The organism is Azotobacter tropicalis, from assembly GCF_059739045.1.
Genome location: NZ_AP046059.1, coordinates 3,812,788 through 3,830,482, shown reverse-complemented (window position 1 = coordinate 3,830,482; position 17,695 = coordinate 3,812,788). Strand labels below are relative to the sequence as shown.

The following is a 17,695-nucleotide window of genomic DNA, read 5'->3' as shown; positions in this document are numbered from 1 at the left end:
GCTTGTACGCCGCGCTCCAAAACCCACGACCGCACGAAGAAAGACGACCATGTCCGCACGCCACCCCCTCACCCGCGAAGATTGGATCCGTGCGTCCCAGCGCATGCTGGTCAAGGGCGGCATCGACTCGGTCCGCGTCGACACCCTGGCGAAGGAGCTGGACATCACCCGCGGCAGCTTCTACTACCACTTCAAGAGTCGCGGCGAACTGCTCGAAAGCATCCTCGGCGACTGGCGCGCCCGGGCGACCGAGAGCGTCATCCAGCAGTTGCGCAATACCCGCAACAGCCCGCGGGAGCAGCTCGAGCAACTGCTCGAACTGCCCCTGCACGGCAATACCGCACGCGAGGCGGCTGCCACCGAAATCGGCATCCGCGGCTGGGCCCGTCGCGACCCGCAGGCGCGTCAGGCCATCGACGAGGTCGACAGCCACCGGCTGAGTTATATCGAAGGCCTGCTGATGCAACTCGGCTGCAACGAAACCGAAGCCCGCGACCGCGCCTGGCTGATCTACGCCTACCAGCAGAGCCTGTCGCAGGTGCAGGCCGGCGCCGATCCCGAGGAAAAGGCGCAACGCAGCGCCAGGCTTCTCGACATTCTGCTGCCTCCGGAGCAGGAAAAGGGCGGAGCCTGACCGCCCCACTCTTTCCGGCAGGACTTGTCTTGGTCGGCAACCGCATGAGCTTTTCCCCAATCCCCCGACCGGCCCGGGACGTTGGAGCGCACCCGGCGTTTTCCCCGGTCGTCGCCAAGACCCGGATTTTCCTGATCTTTTTTATGAGCAAGAGGGTTGACACCCAAATCGATGGCGATAATAATGCGCGCCACTTGGCTACATAGCTCAGTCGGTTAGAGCGCAGCATTCATAATGCTGATGTCCCAGGTTCAAGTCCCGGTGTAGCCACCAAAACCCTGTTTCTAGCTGTCTCTAACAGTCTACGAAACGCCCCAAGAAGCCCGCCCCGTGCGGGCTTTCTTGTTTCTGCGTACCCCCATTTGCCCCGTGCAGCGCTGCTCGTCTTGTATGCCGGTGTGTATCCCTGCGGAAAAGTTGAAGCGGAGAGGTACAGCCCTATGAAGCCTTCCGCGAGCCGATCACGAAATTATTCCCTGCCGGCCCCCTAGCAGCGCTGACCGAACGTCCCGATGCGATGCCCGGAAAACGGCCAGGCGCATTGGCAAGATGCGGTAAGATGCCCCCGAAAGCCGCAGACAATACGCCGCATCCCGACGGATGCATGTCCGGCCCCTCACCGGGCACGGAGCGCCTTTACATTCCATACGCTACAAGCCTGGCTCCCTCGACAGCGGAGCGCAGCGCGGCAGGATGAGTCGATGAACAAGCGAAACAGACTGGAAGGCTTCAGCGCCCGCGAAGACGAACTGGAAGATTTCGATCTGGAAATGGCCCCGCCCCGCTCCGCCGGGCAACCCCGCCGCAGGAACGGCAGCCTGGTGCTGCAGATCGCCGTCGGTGTCTGGCTCGGCGGCCTGGCGCTGATGCTCACCTGGTATGGCCTGTCGCTGGTGCTGCCGGCAGCCTCGGACCTGCAGATGCAGATACAGCTGCGCTGAGGCCCGGGCAAGCCGGCGCTTTGCCGCCAGCACCACAGCCCCCGGCGCAGGACGCCTCAGACAGCGGCAGCCCGACTCGCCGTCACCACCCGGTGCCGGCCGAAGGTACGCAGGTCGCGGAGAAAGTTGTCCCGCCAGGCGTTCAGGTCGGCGGCGCGCAGCGCCCGCATCATGTCCTCGTAACGCTCCTTGCGCTCCTCCAGCGGCATGCGCAGGGCGCGGTCCATGGCCTCGGCCATGCCCAAGCCGTCGTAGGGATTGACGATCAGCGCCGCAGTCAGCTCGCGGGCCGCGCCGGAGAAGCGCGACAGCACCAGCACGCCCGGATCGGCCGGATTCTGCGCAGCGACGTACTCCTTGGCCACCAGGTTCATGCCGTCGCGCAGCGGAGTCACCAGACCGACATTGGCGGTGCGGAACAGCCCCATCAGGGTGCGCCGGTCGAGACTCTTGTTGAGATAGTGCAGCGGCATCCAGTCGAGGTCGGCCAGACGCCCGTTGACGTGTCCGGCCACGGTTTCCAGCTGCTTGCGGATGGCCTGGTAGGTCTTCACGTCCGAACGCGAAGTCGGCGCGATCTGGATGAACTCCACGTTGCGCCGATGCTCGGGGAAGTGCTCCAGGAACTGCTCGTAGGCCAGAAAGCGCTCGACCAGCCCCTTGGAGTAGTCCAACCGGTCGACGCTGATGAGGGTCTTGCGCAGCTTGCCCTCCATGGTCCGCCCGATCATGGGCCGGCGGCCCCGGTAGGAGTCGGCCAGGCGGCGGATCTCGTCGGGCATCACACCGATGGGATAGACACCGGCACGGAAGTTCTGCCCGCAGGCGCTCAGGCTGCCGTCGGCCTCGACCACGCCACCGAGTTCGCGGCTGACGTAATCCTGGAAGGCCAACCGGTCGGTTTCGGTCTGGAAACCGATCAGATCGTAGTGGCAGAAGGTCCGGAACAGGCTTTCGTGCGGCGGGATGGCCGTGAGGACTTCCGAAGTCGGAAAAGGAATGTGCAAAAAGAAGCCGATGCGGTTGCCGATGCCGAGCTCACGGCAGGCGGCGGCGAAGGGAATCAGGTGGTAATCGTGGACCCAGATGATGTCGTCGGGTCGCAGCAGGGGTTTGAGCTTTTCCGCCAGCATGGCGTTGACCCGCCGGTAACCCTCGTATTCCTCGCGGCTGTAGCGCGACAGATCGATGCGGTAGTGGAAGATCGGCCAGAGCGTGGCATTGGAAAAGCCGCGGTAGTACTGGTCGTAGTCGGCCTTGCTGAGACCCAGGGTGACATAGGTGATATTGCCGATGGTCTCGCAGGCCGTTTCCGGCCGCTTGCTGACCTCGCCACTCCAGCCGAACCAGATGCCGCCATTCTGCTTCAAGGCATCGTACACCCCCACGGCCAACCCTCCCGCAGCGACCTTGCCTTCGCGGATGGGAGCGACCCGATTGGAAACCACGACTAGACGGTTCATGGGTAAACCTCCGGTTTGAGAGGCCGGACCAGTTCGTCCAGCCAGTTTTCCACTGCGGTGACGGAGTCCAGCCGCTGCTGCGCGGCCGTCTCGCCCGGCCCCACCTTGAACGAATGCCCTCCCAAGGCGTTGACCGCCTGGAAACCGGCCTCGTCGGTGAGGTCGTCGCCAACGAATACCGGCACCCGGCCGCGGAACGGCGACTCGCGCATGAATTCGCGGATCACCTCGCCCTTGCTGGCGCCGCGGGGCTTGAGCTCGAACACGCACTTGCCGGGCTGCAGGGTCAGCAGCCCGGCATACCGGCTGGCGAAGTCCTCGGCCAGGGCGCGGGCGGTTTCTTCCAGCGCGGGGGCCAGGCGGAAATGCAGAGCGAACGCCAGGCCCTTGTTTTCCAGGTGCAGGCCGGGGTGCCGGGCACAGGCCTGCACCAGTTCGCCCTCGACCTGATGCAAGGCCTGCAGATCCAGGTCCAGCTGCCGCAGCCGCCCGTCGGCAGCGCGGCGCTCGGCGCCATGCACGCCGGCGGCCGGCAAGCGCAACGGCTCGAACAGGCGGTCGAGGTCCTGCAGACGGCGCCCGGAAATCACCGCGACCGGCACGCCGCCGGCCTGAAGCCGGTCGAGGGCGGCAAGGGTAATGGCGGGAATGAATACCAGCTCGGGACGGGGCTGTATTTCGGCAAGCGTTCCGTCCACATCGAAGAAGAAGGCGCAGTTCTGCAGGCCCAGCGCGCTGCGGGGGTATTGATTGTTCATGTCGATTGGGACCGCCAATCGACGGCGTAGGTTCGCTTCGCCTGGATCAATGGCAGCTGCGGCAACCTGTCGATGCCGGCCGGCGGCCTGGCTGAATCATCCGTCATGGCGCAGGTCACACCCTGCAAGAACGCAGCCCCGGCAGGAGGTTCCCATGAAACATCGCAAACCCAGGTGCAGGAAATCGACGACCTCGAGGATCGCATGGGCTCGCTGGAGCCGCTGGATTTCAGCAGCCGGCGGGACGAGCGCCAAGGCCGTATCGGCGATAGACGGCCGGCCGAGGAGCTGCGCGAGGAATTCCCCCGGAGCGGGTACGCGAAGCCGGCATGACCGGCGGCGAGATACCCGGCGGCGGATCGACCATGGACGATGCGGATCCGGAGATCCTGATCCCGGAAGATGGCGCCCGCTCACCGAGCGAGCGCGGCCACGGCATTCCGACAGACAGGGACCTGAGCATCGTCTCCGCCGATCAGATCGGTGCGGGCGGTGGCCTGGACGAAGCCGAGGAGGCTCGGGTCTTCCCCCTCGATGGTCAGCCTTGGGAAGGGCGTGCGGCCACATCCACCGAGGAGGAGAACGAGGAAGTGCTTTCCGACGAGGAGCTCAAGGCCCCGAGCCGCTTCACTCGTCGCGCGACCGGGAGCCCTGAGCGGTTAATCGAGCAGGGTGCAAACCATCACCAGGGCGTCTTCGCGTCCGCCGGCGACCGGGTAGTAATCGCGACGCCGGCCAACCTCGTTGAAGCCGTAGCGCTCGTAGAGCCGGTAGGCGGCGCCGTTGCTGGCCCGCACCTCGAGGAAGCATTCCATCGCGCGGCGCTCCCGCGCGCGCACCATCAGGTGCTCCAGCAACTGCAAGCCGAGCCCGCGGCCCTGGTTCTGCGGCTTGACGGTGATGTTCAGCAGGTGCGCCTCGTCGAGGATCACCTGAATCACGCCATGGCCGACCTGCTGGCTGCCCTCGAACATCAGCCAGCACTCGTAGGACTTCAGCGCATCCTGGAAGATGCCGCGGGTCCAGGGATGGCTGAAGGCGGCGAACTCGATCTTCAGCACGGCATCCAGATCCGCCTCGGTCATCGGGCGGAAGCTTATTGCATCATTCATTCACGGGTATCCAGCGCACACGTACACGGCGCATGGCGCGCCACAGCTCGGCCTTGCGGGCCGGCTCCTCCATCAGGGTTTCCAGCCCGGGCAGTGCCCAGACCGGCGGCAGGCCACCGATCTGCAGCTCGCGATTGAAGGCATCGGCCTCGACCGCGGCGGCGAAGCGCAGCGCCGGCAGACCGAGCAGCCACAGGCAGGCGCAATCGCCCTCCTCCTCCAGCCGCGCGGTGACGAAGGTCTGCACGAACTCACGCGCCGCCTGCGGTCCCTGGTCCAGGTTACCGCCCCGCAGCAACGGCCAACGCACCGGCTCGCCGAGCGGGCGCGGGCTGTCCGCCAGCCCGGCGGCGCGCAGCAGATCGCGGAGCAGCAGGTAGGCCGGGTCGCGGCTCTGGAAGGGTTCGCCGGTGGGCAATTCGACCAGCAGGGCACAACGCCCGGCGCGCAGCAACTGCAGGGCAAAGCGCGGCGGCGGCAACGGCGTAGCCTTGGGCGGGGCCGTCTCGATCGCCTGCTCGCGAGCCGCGGGCGTTTCGCCACGGGCGGCGGGACGCGGCACTTCGAGCCTCGCCCGCTCGACCGGCCGTGGCCGCGGTGGCGCTTCGGGCACGACCTTGAGCTCTACGCCCGGACGCTGCGGAGCGGGCGACGCAGGCGGCTCGAGGGGTTCGAGCAACTCCGGGCGCGATGGCGCGGCGAACGGCAGCGCCACCCGCGGCAGCCAGCTGACCACCTGCATGGCGCCGAGGTAGGCGCGGCGGCGGGCCTCGTCGATCAAACGTCGGCCGCCTGCGGGTGGGCCTTGGGCACGCCGGCCTGCATCAGGTTCAGCGCATTGATGTAGGCCTTGGCCGAGGCCACCAAGATGTCGATGTCGGCGCCGTTGCCGTTGACGATGCGCCCGCCCTTCTCCAGACGCACCGTGACCTCGCCCTGGGAGTCGGTGCCCTCGGTGATGGCATTGACCGAGTAGAGCTGCAGGCTGGCCTGGGACGCGGCGAGCGACTCGATGGCCTTGAAGATCGCATCCACAGGGCCGGCGCCTTCGGCGGTCGCCTCCTGCTCGCGGCCGCCGACGGCGAGCAGCAGGTGCGCCCGCGGCACCGCGCCACTCTTCGAGACGACCTCCAGGGAATGCAGCCGGTAGTGTTCCGGCGCCTCGTCGTCCTGGGCTTCGGAGACCAGCGCCTGCAGATCCTCGTCGAAGATCTCGTGCTTCTTGTCGGCCAGCGCCTTGAAGCGGGCGAAGGCCGCATTCAATGCAGCATCGTCAGCGAGCTGGATACCCAGTTCTTCCAGGCGGGTGCGGAAGGCGTTGCGTCCGGAGTGCTTGCCCAGCACCATCTTGTTGGTGTGCCAGCCGACCGACTGCGCCGACATGATCTCGTAGGTTTCGCGGTGCTTGAGCACGCCGTCCTGGTGGATGCCCGACTCGTGGGCGAAGGCGTTGGCGCCGACGATGGCCTTGTTCGGCTGCACCGGGAAGCCGGTGATGCCCGAAACCAGCCGCGAGGCGGCGAGGATGTGCGGGGTATCGATGTTGGTGTGCACGCCGAGCAGGTCGTGACGGGTCTTGATCGCCATGACGATCTCTTCCAGCGCGGCATTGCCGGCGCGCTCGCCGAGGCCGTTGATGGTGCACTCCACCTGGCGCGCTCCGGCCACCACTGCGGCCAGCGAGTTGGCCACGGCCAGGCCCAGATCGTTGTGGCAATGCACCGAGAAAACAGCCTGGTCGGCGTTGGGAATGCGCGCGAGCAGTTGGCCGATCATCTCGCCGTACTGATGCGGAATGGCGTAGCCGACGGTGTCCGGAATGTTGATAGTGCGCGCGCCGGCGGCGATCGCCGCCTCGATGATCCGGCAGAGGAAGTCGATTTCCGAACGGCCGGCGTCCTCGCAGGAGAACTCCACGTCGGCACACAGGCTGCGCGCCTTCTTCACCGCCCGCACGGCCTGCTCGACCACCTGGTCGGGCTGCATGCGCAGCTTGTACTGCATGTGGATCGGACTGGTGGCGATGAAGGTGTGGATACGTCCCGAATTGGCATTTTTCAGCGCTTCGGCGGCACGCTCGATATCGGCGTCCACGGCACGCGCCAGACTGCATACAGTGCTGTCCTTGATGCTCTCGGCGATGGCCTTGACCGCCTCGAAGTCGCCCGGACTGGCAATGGCGAAGCCCGCCTCGATCACGTCCACCTTGAGCCGCTCCAGTGCCTTGGCGATGCGCAGCTTCTCGTCCTTGGTCATGGAGGCGCCGGGACTCTGTTCGCCGTCGCGCAGGGTGGTGTCGAAGATGATGACGCGGTCTTTGCTGCTCATTCACGGGATCCTCAAGGCCTCGTCAGATGTGGCGAGGGTCGGGCTTGTTCGATGCTTGCCGGAAGGCAAGCCCATAGCGAAATTGTGGCCGGAAACAGGGCAGGCGGAAAGCTGTCGGGAGCCAATCCGGAAGGTCCTCCAACGACCGCTTGCCCCGGAAACGCCGAAAGGCTGCAGTGGCGGCCCTTCGTCCATTTTCTGCGAGTTATTTCTTTTCCTTCTCTAGGGCGATCTTCGGCGCCCACTGCAGCCACTCCTCGTTCGCCTCACCGAACAGCGGGAAGGTCTGCCCAGGGGCCGCCGGCTTGCCCATCTGCTCGCCCTCCGGGGTGGCGAAGGCAATACCGCCCTCGAGCAGGGTTTCCAACGACTCGGTGCGCACCTGCGCACCCTTGAGCAGACCGAAGTCGAAGCCGAAGCCGCTGGTGTTCCAGAAGCGGCTGCCGCTGCGTACCAGCGGCGCGTAGCGCGGCTCGATGAGGATGCCGATCAGCACCCGGTCGGCGTTCGGCCGAGCTCGAATCCGGTGACCTTGCCCACCGTCACCTCTCGATAGGTGACCGGCACGCCCGCTTTGAGCGAACCGCGTCGTGGCGTACTGAGCACCAAGCGGAGTCCGGTTTCTGGCTGGGACGAATCCTCCGCTGGCGGTGGCACGGCGGCGAAGCTCGTCTGCCGGGAAGAGTTACCCGAATCCGGCCGCACTTCGATATAGGGGCCGCTGACCAGGGTGTCCAGGTTGGCGGTGCGCATCAGGCCGAGTTCGGGCCTGACCACCCAGAACAGGCTGCCAGAGCGGGCAATGCGCTCGGCAGCCTGGGTGATCCGGGCGTGGAGGCGCACCGACTGCAGGTCTTCACTCAACCCGACCCGCTCCACTTTGCCGACGTCCAATCCCTTATAGCGGATCGGCGTTCCCGGCTTCAGTCCGTCGCCGCTGTCCACGCGGATTTGCAACTCCAACCCTGCCTGCAGGGCGCTCTCGCGGTCGGCATGCAAAGCATAACGTGGAATCCGCCGGGCGCTGGCAGGCGCCTGGGGATCAGGCGTTTCAAAGGCAATCCCGCCGGCCAGCAGGCTCTGCAAGGACTCGCTCTTCACCTCGATCCCCGACAGGCCGCCAGTCAGGGTGATGCCGCTGGCATTCCAGAAGCGCGTCGAGCCGTTCACCAGGCTGGCGTACTCCGGCTCGATGTGCACCCCCAGCAGTACACGGCGACGGTTGCGGGAGAGTTGGTAACTCTGCACGGAGCCGACCTTGATCTGCCGGTAGAGTACCGGGCTGCCGATATCCAGCGAGCCTAAGGTATCGCTGGTCAGCACCAGATGCAGACCGGGGGCGCCAAGATCCAGCGGAGGCGCCTTGGGCCGGGCGACAAACTCGCGCTTGAGCGCAGCGCCCTTCTCGCCCGGACGCATACCGATGTAGTTGCCCTTCACCAGCGCCTCGAGGCCGGTGACGCCGCCTAGGGAGATCGAGGGCTTGACCACCCAGAAGTCGGTTCCCTCGACCAGAAAGTCTTCGGCCAATGGGTCCAGGGTCAGCTCGGCCTTGGCACTGGACAGGCCGGGCTCGATCTTCAACGTCTTCAGGGTGCCGACCTGGACGCCCTTGTACACCACTGGAGTGCGGCCGGCCTGCAGCCCTTCGAAATCGCGCAACTCAAGCATGACCTTGATACCGGTCTGGGCAGCATCGAAACTGTCGTAGAGACGAAACGGCAAGCGAGGATCGGTGGGCGGACTATCCTGGCGATTCTCCGGCGTGGCGAAGGCGATACCGCCGGCCACGATGCTGGCCAAGGACTCGGTACGGAACTTGACGCCACCGAGTCCGGCATCGACCGTGATACCGCTGGCATTCCAGAAACGCGTGTGCTTGCGCACCAGATGCGCATAGGCCGGCTCGACAAAGATCTTGATCTCCACCGTGCTCAGATCCTCGGCCAGCTGATAGCTTTTTACCCGGCCAACCTGGATCTGCTTGTAGAAGACCGGACTGTCTCGATTCAGCGAGCCCAGCCGCTCAGCCTTCAGCGTGATATGCAATCCCGGTGTACTGTCCGGCAACGGCGGCTCTTCGGAAAGGGCGGTGAACTTCTTGCTCGGCTCCCCATCCCCCGGGCTGACCGCGATGTAGTTGCCTGATACTAGGGTCTCCAAACCGGTGATACCGGCCAAGGTAACCCGCGGTCTGACCAGCCAGAAACGTGTATTGCTGCGCAGGTAGGAATCGACCTCCTTGTTCATTTCCAGCGTAGCGATGACCCCCTGTTCGAGCCCTCGTCATCCAGGGTGAGCCCCACGACCTTGCCTACCGGCATTCCTTTGTAGATCACTTCGGTCTTATTGACCTGAATGCCCTCACCGCTGGCGAAACGAACCTGGACCTCGATACCCGCCTGGCTATAAGTACGCCAAGCCAGCCAGGCGCCGATCAGCAAGGCGATCAGCGGCAGCACCCAGATCGCTGACCAGGTGGAGGCCGGACGGGTTCTGGCCTCAGGCAGATCACTCACGGTCATCGTCGGACTCCGTATTGTCCCAAATCAGGCGTGGATCAAAGGTAACGGCTGCCAACATGGTCAGAATGACTACAGTGGCGAAGGCGACGGCTCCCAGATTCGGCTCGACCCTGGCCAAGGTGCCGAAATTAACCACGGCCACTAGAATGGCGATGACGAAGATATCCAGCATCGACCAACGACCAATCCATTCGATAAAACGGAACATGATGATTCGCTGACGGGCAGAGAGCGGCTGGTGACGCTGCACGGAAATCAGTAAAAGGGCAATGCCGACCAATTTGAAGGTAGGCACTAGGATACTCGCCACGAACACCACCAACGCGACGGGCAGAGAGCCCATATGTACCAAAGCAATCACCCCGGACATGATGGTATCCGGCTCTCCTTTGCCAAAGGAGCTGACAGTCATGATGGGCAACAGATTGGCTGGTATGTATAAGATGGCGGCGGTAATCAGCAATGCCCAAGTGCGCCCCAGACTGTTCGGGTGCCGTGCATGTACTCGCGCACCACAGCGAATGCATTGCTGCCCATCCGACTCTTGTACATGACGGTTGAGCTGATGACACTCCGGACAGACCAAGATACCCGCATCAATGGCTTGCATATACCCTCCCTCGAGAAAGGGCTTCCCAAATTTGATGCGGTGACATGGTGATCTCAAGCCAGACTTGTACCAGCAGCAGACAGACAAAGCAGACCAATCCTGCCCCAACAGCCAGATCGGCAAGAGAAATTAGCTTGACGATCGAAACCAAGATACCCATGAAATAGACTTCTAACATTCCCCATTCGCGTAGATGGTGATAGATACGATATAGCAGCAAGCCATATGCGCGTCCCACATCCCAGCGAATACTCAACAAGACAGCTAACTGGCAAAACAGCTTGAGCAGTGGAATACCCATACTGCAGAGAAAGACGACCCCGCTTATCCCCTGCAAGCCACTTTCATAAAGCGCGACAACAGCGCTCCAGACCGTGTCCTGAGTCGTCTGGCCCAAAAGGCGCAGCTGCAAGAGCGGCAAAAAGTTGGCCGGCACATAAAGCAGCAAAGCGGCAATGACCAGCGCCAAGCTACGTCCCAGCATATGAGGCCGCCGGCTGAACAACTCGAAGCCGCAGCGAGGACATTCAGCACGCTCGCCCAGCGAGAGTTTGGGCTTGAGCATCAGCAAGTCGCACTCATGGCAGGCGACTAGCTTATCCAAGGGAAGCTCCGTTAAATCATGAGATTGAGACGAATCATGCATGGCAAATGCCCAAATGAAACAGCCGCCCATTCTAAACGCGCGCAAAAATTCCGTAGAGTACTTGCAAGGCCAAAACAAAAACCCCCGAGCCGTCTGTTGCGGCTCGGGGGTTCGGGATAGGCGCTTGACGATGACCTACTCTCGCATGGGGAAACCCCACACTACCATCGGCGATGCGTCGTTTCACTGCTGAGTTCGGGATGGGATCAGGTGGTTCCAACGCTCTATGGTCGTCAAGCAATTCGGTGGGGACGTCGCGGTCAGGCGCCATCCCGTATCAGGCATGTGATACTGCAGTCTCGGTGGCTTTGCGGTTCAGCCAAATTTTCGGCTCAGTCGGCTTCGACCTCACCCCTGCACCGCCCTGTCGGGGGCCAGATTGTTTGGGTGTTATATGGTCAAGCCTCACGGGCAATTAGTATGGGTTAGCTCAACGCCTCACAACGCTTACACACCCCACCTATCAACGTCGTAGTCTTCGACGGCCCTTCAGGGAGCTCGAGGCTCCAGTGAGATCTCATCTTGAGGCAAGTTTCCCGCTTAGATGCTTTCAGCGGTTATCTTTTCCGAACATAGCTACCCGGCAGTGCCACTGGCGTGACAACCGGAACACCAGAGGTTCGTCCAACCCGGTCCTCTCGTACTAAGGTCAGCCCCTCTCAAATCTCAAACGTCCACGGCAGATAGGGACCGAACTGTCTCACGACGTTCTAAACCCAGCTCGCGTACCACTTTAAATGGCGAACAGCCATACCCTTGGGACCGGCTTCAGCCCCAGGATGTGATGAGCCGACATCGAGGTGCCAAACACCGCCGTCGATATGAACTCTTGGGCGGTATCAGCCTGTTATCCCCGGAGTACCTTTTATCCGTTGAGCGATGGCCCTTCCATACAGAACCACCGGATCACTAAGACCTACTTTCGTACCTGCTCGACGTGTCTGTCTCGCAGTCAAGCGCGCTTTTGCCTTTATACTCTGCGACCGATTTCCGACCGGTCTGAGCGCACCTTCGTACTCCTCCGTTACTCTTTGGGAGGAGACCGCCCCAGTCAAACTGCCCACCATACACTGTCCTCGATCCGGATAACGGACCAGAGTTAGAACCTCAAGCATGCCAGGGTGGTATTTCAAGGATGGCTCCATGGGAACTGGCGTCCCCACTTCAAAGCCTCCCACCTATCCTACACAAGCAGGCTCAAAGTCCAGTGCAAAGCTACAGTAAAGGTTCACGGGGTCTTTCCGTCTAGCCGCGGATACACTGCATCTTCACAGCGATTTCAATTTCACTGAGTCTCGGGTGGAGACAGCGCCGCCATCGTTACGCCATTCGTGCAGGTCGGAACTTACCCGACAAGGAATTTCGCTACCTTAGGACCGTTATAGTTACGGCCGCCGTTTACCGGGGCTTCGATCAAGAGCTTCGCTTGCGCTAACCCCATCAATTAACCTTCCGGCACCGGGCAGGCGTCACACCCTATACGTCCACTTTCGTGTTTGCAGAGTGCTGTGTTTTTAATAAACAGTCGCAGCGGCCTGGTATCTTCGACCGGCATGGGCTTACGGAGTAAATCCATCACCCTCACCGGCGCACCTTCTCCCGAAGTTACGGTGCCATTTTGCCTAGTTCCTTCACCCGAGTTCTCTCAAGCGCCTTGGTATTCTCTACCCGACCACCTGTGTCGGTTTGGGGTACGGTTCCTAGTTACCTGAAGCTTAGAGGCTTTTCCTGGAAGCAGGGCATCAACCACTTCGCCTTCGTAAAAGAAGGCTCGTCATCAGCTCTCGGCCTTGAACACCCGGATTTGCCTAAGTGTTCGGCCTACCACCTTAAACTTGGACAACCAACGCCAAGCTGGCCTAGCCTTCTCCGTCCCCCATCGCAGTAACTAGAAGTACGGGAATATTAACCCGTTTCCCATCGACTACGCTCTTCAGCCTCGCCTTAGGGACCGACTCACCCTGCGTCGATTAACGTTGCGCAGGAACCCTTGGTCTTTCGGCGTGGATGTTTTTCACACCCATTGTCGTTACTCATGTCAGCATTCGCACTTCTGATACCTCCAGCAAGCCTCTCGACTCACCTTCACAGGCTTACAGAACGCTCCTCTACCGCGCATCTTGCGATGCACCCGTAGCTTCGGTGCCTGGTTTGAGCCCCGTTACATCTTCCGCGCAGGCCGACTCGACTAGTGAGCTATTACGCTTTCTTTAAAGGGTGGCTGCTTCTAAGCCAACCTCCTAGCTGTCTAAGCCTTCCCACATCGTTTCCCACTTAACCAGGACTTTGGGACCTTAGCTGACGGTCTGGGTTGTTTCCCTTTTCACGACGGACGTTAGCACCCGCCGTGTGTCTCCCGTGCTGACACTTGCCGGTATTCGGAGTTTGCATCGGTTTGGTAAGTCGGGATGACCCCCTAGCCGAAACAGTGCTCTACCCCCAGCAGTGATACACGAGGCGCTACCTAAATAGCTTTCGAGGAGAACCAGCTATCTCCGAGCTTGATTAGCCTTTCACTCCGATCCACAAGTCATCCGCTACCTTTTCAACGGGAGTCGGTTCGGTCCTCCAGTCAGTGTTACCTAACCTTCAACCTGCTCATGGATAGATCGCCCGGTTTCGGGTCTATACCCAGCGACTAAACGCCCTATTAAGACTCGCTTTCGCTACGCCTCCCCTAAACGGTTAAGCTTGCCACTGAATATAAGTCGCTGACCCATTATACAAAAGGTACGCAGTCACCCAACAAAGTGGGCTCCCACTGCTTGTACGCATACGGTTTCAGGTTCTATTTCACTCCCCTCTCCGGGGTTCTTTTCGCCTTTCCCTCACGGTACTGGTTCACTATCGGTCAGTCAGGAGTATTTAGCCTTGGAGGATGGTCCCCCCATGTTCAGACAACGTTTCACGTGCGCCGTCCTACTCGATTTCACGCGCCGGATCCTTTCGTATACGGGGCTATCACCCACTACGGCGGCCCTTTCCAGAGCCTTCTACTAGAATCCAGCCCGCTTAAGGGCTAGTCCCCGTTCGCTCGCCACTACTAAGGGAATCTCGGTTGATTTCTGTTCCTCAGGGTACTTAGATGTTTCAGTTCCCCTGGTTCGCCTCTTGCCCCTATGGATTCAGGACAAGATACCCAGCTTGTGCTGGGTGGGTTCCCCCATTCAGAGATCTCCGGATCACAGTCTGTTTGCCGACTCCCCGAAGCTTATCGCAGGCTACCACGTCTTTCATCGCCTCTGACTGCCAAGGCATCCACCGTATGCGCTTCTTCACTTGACCATATAACCCCAAGCAATCTGCTTCTCAGCAGGCTCGAGCGGTTCGTGAAGACGACATTCGCCGAAAATTCGCGCTTGAACTCGCAAATTTACCTTGACCCGATCGACTGCAGTGAAACAATCGATCAGTCTACTTCTATCACATACCCGAATTTTTAAAGAACGTTCTGGCGCAAAGTCCAGAAATCAATGTTCACCGACCGAGATCCGGAAACATTCATTTCTGCGCTTTAGCGATATGGAGTGGTTGGTGGAGCCAAGGAGGATCGAACTCCTGACCTCCTGCGTGCAAAGCAGGCGCTCTCCCAGCTGAGCTATGGCCCCTCTACCCTCTCCCGAGGGCGAACCGGCCACGCCCCTTGACAATTGGTGGGTCTGGGCAGATTCGAACTGCCGACCTCACCCTTATCAGGGGTGCGCTCTAACCAACTGAGCTACAGACCCAATCGTCTCACTCTCGGGTCTAGACCCAATCGCTTTTTTGCCAGTGAATCAAGCAATTCGTGTGGGTGCTTATGAAAAGCTGGGATCTTCGATTAAGGAGGTGATCCAGCCGCAGGTTCCCCTACGGCTACCTTGTTACGACTTCACCCCAGTCATGAATCACTCCGTGGTAACCGTCCCCCGAAGGTTAGACTAGCTACTTCTGGAGCAACCCACTCCCATGGTGTGACGGGCGGTGTGTACAAGGCCCGGGAACGTATTCACCGCGACATTCTGATTCGCGATTACTAGCGATTCCGACTTCACGCAGTCGAGTTGCAGACTGCGATCCGGACTACGATCGGTTTTCTGGGATTAGCTCCGCCTCGCGGCTTGGCAACCCTCTGTACCGACCATTGTAGCACGTGTGTAGCCCTGGCCGTAAGGGCCATGATGACTTGACGTCATCCCCACCTTCCTCCGGTTTGTCACCGGCAGTCTCCTTAGAGTGCCCACCCGAGGTGCTGGTAACTAAGGACAAGGGTTGCGCTCGTTACGGGACTTAACCCAACATCTCACGACACGAGCTGACGACAGCCATGCAGCACCTGTCTCTGCGCTCCCGAAGGCACCAAGGTATCTCTACCAAGTTCGCAGGATGTCAAGGCCAGGTAAGGTTCTTCGCGTTGCTTCGAATTAAACCACATGCTCCACCGCTTGTGCGGGCCCCCGTCAATTCATTTGAGTTTTAACCTTGCGGCCGTACTCCCCAGGCGGTCGACTTAATGCGTTAGCTGCGCCACTAAGCTCTCAAGGAGCCCAACGGCTAGTCGACATCGTTTACGGCGTGGACTACCAGGGTATCTAATCCTGTTTGCTCCCCACGCTTTCGCACCTCAGTGTCAGTATCAGTCCAGGTGGTCGCCTTCGCCACTGGTGTTCCTTCCTATATCTACGCATTTCACCGCTACACAGGAAATTCCACCACCCTCTACCGTACTCTAGCCCAGTAGTTTTGGATGCAGTTCCCAGGTTGAGCCCGGGGCTTTCACATCCAACTTGCTGAACCACCTACGCGCGCTTTACGCCCAGTAATTCCGATTAACGCTTGCACCCTTCGTATTACCGCGGCTGCTGGCACGAAGTTAGCCGGTGCTTATTCTGTCGGTAACGTCAAAACTGCAAGGTATTAGCCTACAGCCCTTCCTCCCGACTTAAAGTGCTTTACAATCCGAAGACCTTCTTCACACACGCGGCATGGCTGGATCAGGCTTTCGCCCATTGTCCAATATTCCCCACTGCTGCCTCCCGTAGGAGTCTGGACCGTGTCTCAGTTCCAGTGTGACTGATCATCCTCTCAGACCAGTTACGGATCGTCGCCTTGGTGGGCCATTACCCCACCAACTAGCTAATCCGACCTAGGCTCATCTGTTAGCGCGAGGTCCGAAGAGCCCCCGCTTTCTCCCGTAGGACGTATGCGGTATTAGCGCGAGTTTCCCCGCGTTATCCCCCACTAACAGGCAGATTCCTAGGCATTACTCACCCGTCCGCCGCTCGCCGGCAACCCGAAGGTCCCGCTGCCGCTCGACTTGCATGTGTTAGGCCTGCCGCCAGCGTTCAATCTGAGCCATGATCAAACTCTTCAGTTCAAATCTGCAGGATCCGAAGATCCGATTTTCGGCTCAGCAATCGCAAATAAACTCACGAATTCACGAGTCACTTGTGTTGCTGACAATCTTTCGATCACCAGTCTTACCCACAAGCACCCACACGAATTGCTTGATTCAACTTGTTAAAGAGCGTTTCGCTTGAGCTTTCGTCTCAACCGAGGCCGCGCATTCTACAGCAGCCTTTCGTCCTGTCAAGCGCCTTGCCGAATCGTCTTGCTTTGTCGGCACCGCCTGCCTTGCCTGCCCGACACCCTTTAGCCAACCCCTTGATTTTCAAGGAATTCCGCAGCAGCTGCCCGGCAAGTGGGGCGCATTATAGGGCACCGCCCGCGAGAGTCAACACCTAATTGCCCCTCCCACAAAGCCCGATAACAAGCACGCCTACCCCCGCCATCTGAAGAGCGTCGCTCTCTCAACCCACTCGTCTCCGACGCCACCATTGCAACAGATACTGCGCGGGTCCAGAAGCTGCATAGACAAGAAAAATCAATAACAAAATTCGCGGCGGATCACTGAATACCACAGCGAAGAGTAGTACCACCACCAGAATGGCGACAAAGGAACCCGCCCCTTGAGGTCCAGATCTTTAAAACTGTAGTACTTGATATTGCTGACCATCAGCATGCCTGCCCCAGCAACCAGCAGAGCCACTACGGAAGCAATATTTGACCCCTGAATACCGAAATCACTAAAAGCCCAGACAGTACCAGCGACCACCCCCGCTGCCGCCGGGCTGGCCAGCCCAATGAAGAAGCGCTTGTCAGCCTTACCAATTTGCGTATTGAAACGCGCCAGGCGCAAAGCTGCACCAGCTACATAAACAAACGCAACCATCCAGCCGACCTTCCCCATACTACTTAGCGCCCACTCGAAGGCAAGAATCGCAGGAGCTAGCCCAAAGGCCACCATGTCGGAAAGTGAATCATACTCGGCACCGAACGCACTTTGAGTATTAGTCAGGCGGGCCACACGCCCATCCAAGCTATCTAACACCATCGCCACGAAAACTGTGGCTGCAGCTACATATAGATTTCCATTAATCGCACTCACAATGGAGTAGAAGCCAGCAAAAAGATTGGCCGTAGTAAATAGATTAGGTAGCAAATAAATACCACGGTGCCTGACCTTACGCCCCTCTGCATCTCGCTCCTCTTCAATGTGCTCGTCGACTGGCAACAAACTTTCAGCTATAGGCTCCTTGCCAGGCCCCTCCGGACGCTCGCTCATGAACAGTACCCTTTAGTGATTCGAAAACAGCTTTAATTCACGCCTGCAATGTACTCTCGCAGACAACCCGCTCT

Annotated in this window: 9 protein-coding genes, 3 tRNA genes, 3 rRNA genes and 4 pseudogenes; 4 read left to right on the top strand and 15 right to left on the bottom strand. The window is 60.3% G+C overall.

The window, feature by feature from the left end:
* Positions 1-49 precede the first annotated feature (49 nt).
* The 3 genes from Atro_RS18095 (at position 50) to Atro_RS18085 (ending at position 1,575) form a co-directional block, all read left to right on the top strand.
* Positions 50-634: a TetR/AcrR family transcriptional regulator gene (locus tag Atro_RS18095; RefSeq protein WP_497924473.1), complete on the top strand. Its 585-nt coding sequence runs from the start codon at positions 50-52 to the stop codon at positions 632-634.
* 196 nt (positions 635-830) lie between these two features.
* Positions 831-907: transfer RNA gene (locus tag Atro_RS18090), tRNA-Met, on the top strand.
* A gap of 428 nt (positions 908-1,335) precedes the next feature.
* A complete protein-coding gene (locus Atro_RS18085) occupies positions 1,336-1,575 on the top strand; it encodes a hypothetical protein (RefSeq protein WP_497924471.1) in 240 nt (79 codons plus the stop codon).
* 56 nt (positions 1,576-1,631) lie between these two features.
* Here Atro_RS18085 and otsA read toward each other — a convergent pair whose 3' ends face one another.
* Both otsA and otsB read right to left on the bottom strand, forming a co-directional pair.
* A complete protein-coding gene (gene otsA, locus Atro_RS18080; protein WP_497924469.1) occupies positions 1,632-3,038 on the bottom strand; it encodes an alpha,alpha-trehalose-phosphate synthase (UDP-forming) in 1,407 nt (468 codons plus the stop codon).
* The gene (gene otsB, locus Atro_RS18075) at positions 3,035-3,796 is read right to left on the bottom strand and encodes a trehalose-phosphatase (RefSeq protein WP_497924467.1); all 762 of its coding nucleotides are present in this window, start codon (positions 3,794-3,796) and stop codon (positions 3,035-3,037) included. The genes otsA and otsB overlap by 4 nt, the downstream gene beginning before the upstream one ends.
* A gap of 204 nt (positions 3,797-4,000) precedes the next feature.
* Between otsB and Atro_RS18070 the strand changes: the two are divergent.
* Positions 4,001-4,451, top strand: a pseudogene (locus Atro_RS18070) (hypothetical protein).
* A gap of 4 nt (positions 4,452-4,455) precedes the next feature.
* Here the strand turns inward: Atro_RS18070 and rimI are convergent.
* The 13 genes and pseudogenes from rimI to pssA form a co-directional block, all read right to left on the bottom strand.
* A complete protein-coding gene (gene rimI, locus Atro_RS18065; RefSeq protein ID WP_497924465.1) occupies positions 4,456-4,908 on the bottom strand; it encodes a ribosomal protein S18-alanine N-acetyltransferase in 453 nt (150 codons plus the stop codon).
* The gene (locus Atro_RS18060; RefSeq protein ID WP_497924463.1) at positions 4,901-5,689 is read right to left on the bottom strand and encodes an energy transducer TonB; all 789 of its coding nucleotides are present in this window, start codon (positions 5,687-5,689) and stop codon (positions 4,901-4,903) included. The genes rimI and Atro_RS18060 overlap by 8 nt, the downstream gene beginning before the upstream one ends.
* On the bottom strand, positions 5,686-7,236 hold the full coding sequence (locus Atro_RS18055) for a 2-isopropylmalate synthase (RefSeq protein ID WP_497924461.1): 1,551 nt from the start codon (positions 7,234-7,236) through the stop codon (positions 5,686-5,688). The genes Atro_RS18060 and Atro_RS18055 overlap by 4 nt, the downstream gene beginning before the upstream one ends.
* A 205-nt stretch (positions 7,237-7,441) precedes the next feature.
* Positions 7,442-7,860 (bottom strand): annotated as a pseudogene (locus Atro_RS18050) (MlaD family protein); the annotation flags it as partial.
* Between the two features lie 68 nt (positions 7,861-7,928).
* Positions 7,929-9,755 (bottom strand): annotated as a pseudogene (locus Atro_RS18045) (PqiB family protein); the annotation flags it as partial.
* Positions 9,748-10,371 carry a paraquat-inducible protein A gene (locus Atro_RS18040; RefSeq protein WP_497924459.1) on the bottom strand — a complete coding sequence of 208 codons (624 nt, stop codon included), beginning with the start codon at positions 10,369-10,371 and terminating at the stop codon, positions 9,748-9,750. The pseudogene Atro_RS18045 and the gene Atro_RS18040, both read right to left, overlap by 8 nt.
* A complete protein-coding gene (locus tag Atro_RS18035) occupies positions 10,358-11,017 on the bottom strand; it encodes a paraquat-inducible protein A (RefSeq protein WP_497924458.1) in 660 nt (219 codons plus the stop codon). Before Atro_RS18035 ends, Atro_RS18040 begins: the two co-directional genes overlap by 14 nt.
* A gap of 122 nt (positions 11,018-11,139) precedes the next feature.
* Positions 11,140-11,255 (bottom strand): 5S ribosomal RNA (rrf, locus tag Atro_RS18030).
* 156 nt (positions 11,256-11,411) lie between these two features.
* Positions 11,412-14,302: ribosomal RNA gene (locus Atro_RS18025) — 23S ribosomal RNA — on the bottom strand.
* Between the two features lie 247 nt (positions 14,303-14,549).
* Positions 14,550-14,625 (bottom strand) — tRNA-Ala (locus Atro_RS18020).
* 43 nt (positions 14,626-14,668) lie between these two features.
* Positions 14,669-14,745, bottom strand: a tRNA-Ile gene (locus Atro_RS18015).
* 93 nt (positions 14,746-14,838) lie between these two features.
* Positions 14,839-16,373: ribosomal RNA gene (locus tag Atro_RS18010) — 16S ribosomal RNA — on the bottom strand.
* Together the 16S, 23S and 5S rRNA genes with 2 tRNA genes alongside form the textbook arrangement of a ribosomal RNA operon.
* Positions 16,374-16,806: 433 nt before the next feature.
* A pseudogene (gene pssA, locus Atro_RS18005) lies at positions 16,807-17,621 on the bottom strand (CDP-diacylglycerol--serine O-phosphatidyltransferase).
* Positions 17,622-17,695 lie beyond the last annotated feature (74 nt).

Coding starts and splice junctions, on each gene's coding strand:
- Atro_RS18095 (WP_497924473.1), top strand. CDS start 50: ATGTCCGCACGCCACCCCCTCACCCGCGAAGATTGGATCCGTGCGTCC.
- Atro_RS18085 (WP_497924471.1), top strand. CDS start 1,336: ATGAACAAGCGAAACAGACTGGAAGGCTTCAGCGCCCGCGAAGACGAA.
- otsA (WP_497924469.1), bottom strand. CDS start 3,038: ATGAACCGTCTAGTCGTGGTTTCCAATCGGGTCGCTCCCATCCGCGAA.
- otsB (WP_497924467.1), bottom strand. CDS start 3,796: ATGAACAATCAATACCCCCGCAGCGCGCTGGGCCTGCAGAACTGCGCC.
- rimI (WP_497924465.1), bottom strand. CDS start 4,908: ATGAATGATGCAATAAGCTTCCGCCCGATGACCGAGGCGGATCTGGAT.
- Atro_RS18055 (WP_497924461.1), bottom strand. CDS start 7,236: ATGAGCAGCAAAGACCGCGTCATCATCTTCGACACCACCCTGCGCGAC.
- Atro_RS18040 (WP_497924459.1), bottom strand. CDS start 10,371: ATGCAAGCCATTGATGCGGGTATCTTGGTCTGTCCGGAGTGTCATCAG.
- Atro_RS18035 (WP_497924458.1), bottom strand. CDS start 11,017: ATGCATGATTCGTCTCAATCTCATGATTTAACGGAGCTTCCCTTGGAT.